This is a genomic window from Bifidobacterium sp. M3-N-101 (assembly GCF_023656805.1).
GTDB classification, from domain to species: Bacteria; Actinomycetota; Actinomycetes; order Actinomycetales; family Bifidobacteriaceae; genus Bifidobacterium; species Bifidobacterium breve.
On the sequence record NZ_JAMOKQ010000020.1, the window covers coordinates 1 to 1,907 of the forward strand.

2 protein-coding genes are annotated in these 1,907 nt (G+C 63.0%); both read left to right on the forward strand.

Going from position 1 to position 1,907, the window contains the following annotated elements; all coding sequences use genetic code 11:
- The first annotated feature begins 59 nt into the window (after window positions 1–59).
- Window positions 60–647 (forward strand): IS607 family transposase, encoded by a 588-nt coding sequence (locus NBH12_RS10785; RefSeq protein ID WP_065456616.1) that lies wholly within the window; start codon window positions 60–62, stop codon window positions 645–647.
- The coding region (gene tnpB / locus NBH12_RS10790; protein WP_250819487.1) for an IS607 family element RNA-guided endonuclease TnpB at window positions 640–1,907 on the forward strand (1,268 nt) is incomplete at its 3' end. The genes NBH12_RS10785 and tnpB, both read left to right, overlap by 8 nt.

The following is a 1,907-nucleotide window of genomic DNA, read 5'->3' on the forward strand; positions in this document are numbered from 1 at the left end:
TGTTGCCTGTTACTGAACTGTTTTGTTTTCTTAAGTAATCCTATGTTATAATAAATCTCATGTTGGTAAAGGAATGGGCCAGACTGGAAGGATTGCATCCGCAGACCGTGTGGAAATGGTGCCGTCAGGGCGCCATGCCCGTTCCTGTGGAACAGACGCCGACCGGCATGTGGCTCATCCACGACCCGAAATACGAGACCATGCCGCAATCGAAAAGCATGGAACCCCGCACCGTCTGCTATGCGCGAGTATCCAGCGGCGACCAAAAGAACGACCTGCAACGTCAGGCCGACCGGTTGAAGGCGTTCGCCCTTGGCATGGGAGTAGAGAAGCCGGAAATCGTCACGGAGACGGGTTCCGGCATGGACGACAGGCGGCGCAAGCTCAACCGGCTATTGTCCGACCCGACCGTGGGCACGCTGATCGTGGAGCACAGGGGCAGGCTCGCCCGCATGAACGCGGGGCTGGTGGAGAGCGCGTTGAAGGCGCAGGGACGCCGGATCATCGTGGTGGACGACACGGAGCCGGACGACGATCTGGTGCGCGACATGACCGAGGTGCTGACCTCGTTCTGCGCCCGGCTGTACGGGCGTCGCGCGGCCAAGCGCAAGACGGACGCGGCGTTGAAGGCGGCGCGCGATGCTTGAGGCGGTCAGGGTGGCGCTTGACCCGACTCCGCGGCAGGAACGATTGTTGGAATCGCACGCCGGGGCGGCGCGATTCGCCTACAACAATGGGCTGGCGCATGTCAAGGACATGCTCGAACGCGGCGATAAACCCGAATGGTCGTACTACGGGCTGCGCAGGTGGTGGAACCAAGCCAAGAACACACTCGCCGTGGACGAGACCACGGGAGAACCCTGGTGGCCCAGGAACAGCAAGGAGGCATACAACAGCGGCCTCGAATCATTGGCCGACGCGCTGAAGAACTTCTCCAAGTCCCGCAAGGGGCGGCGGAAAGGCCGCAGGATGGGGTTCCCGCGCTTCAAGTCCAAGGACAAGGCGGTTCCCGGATTCGCGTACACGACGGGCTCGTTTGGTCTCATTGACTGTGACCCTCATGCGCTGCGGCTCCCGAGGATAGGCCGCGTGCACTGCATGGAGGACGTGTCCAGGCGAGTGGACGGCGCGAAGGTGCTGCGCATGAGCGTATCCAAGCGTGGTGGACGCTGGCAGGCCAGCCTGACCGTCGAACGCGCCGACCTGCCGATTCCATCGCCGCCGAAAGGCGGGAGCGTCGGCATCGACTTGGGCGTGAAGGAGCTCGCCGCATTGTCGGACGGCACCGTGATACACAACCCGCACGCACTCAAATCGAACCTCAGACGGTTGAAGAAAGCCCAACGGAGCCTGAGCCGCAAACGGAAAGGCTCCAACCGCCGCCGCAAGGCGAGAGCGCAGGTCGCCCGACTATACGCACGGGTGGCGAACCTGCGTTCGGACGCGCTCAACAAGACCACCGCCATGCTCGCCCATACCTACGCGGACATCAGCATCGAGGACTTGAACGTGGCGGGCATGGTGGGAAACCACGGGCTCGCCCGATCGATTCAGGACGCCGCGTTCGCGGAGTTCCGACGCCTACTGACCTACAAGACCGCACGCGCCGGCGCGAGGCTCCACGTCATCGACCGCTGGTATCCAAGCTCGAAGACCTGCTCGAACTGCGGGACGGTGAAAGCCAAGCTGCCCCTGTCCGAGCGCGTCTACCATTGCGAGGAGTGCGGGCTTGTCATCGACCGTGATGTGAACGCGGCCATCAACATCCAAGTCGCCGGGAGTGCCCCGGAGACGTCAAACGCGCGTGGAGGAAGCGGAAGACAGACCCGCCTTGAGTGCGGGACAATGCGGCATCCGGCGAAACGCGAACCAAGCGGCGGCGAGAGTCGCGTGAGACTTGGAGCTGG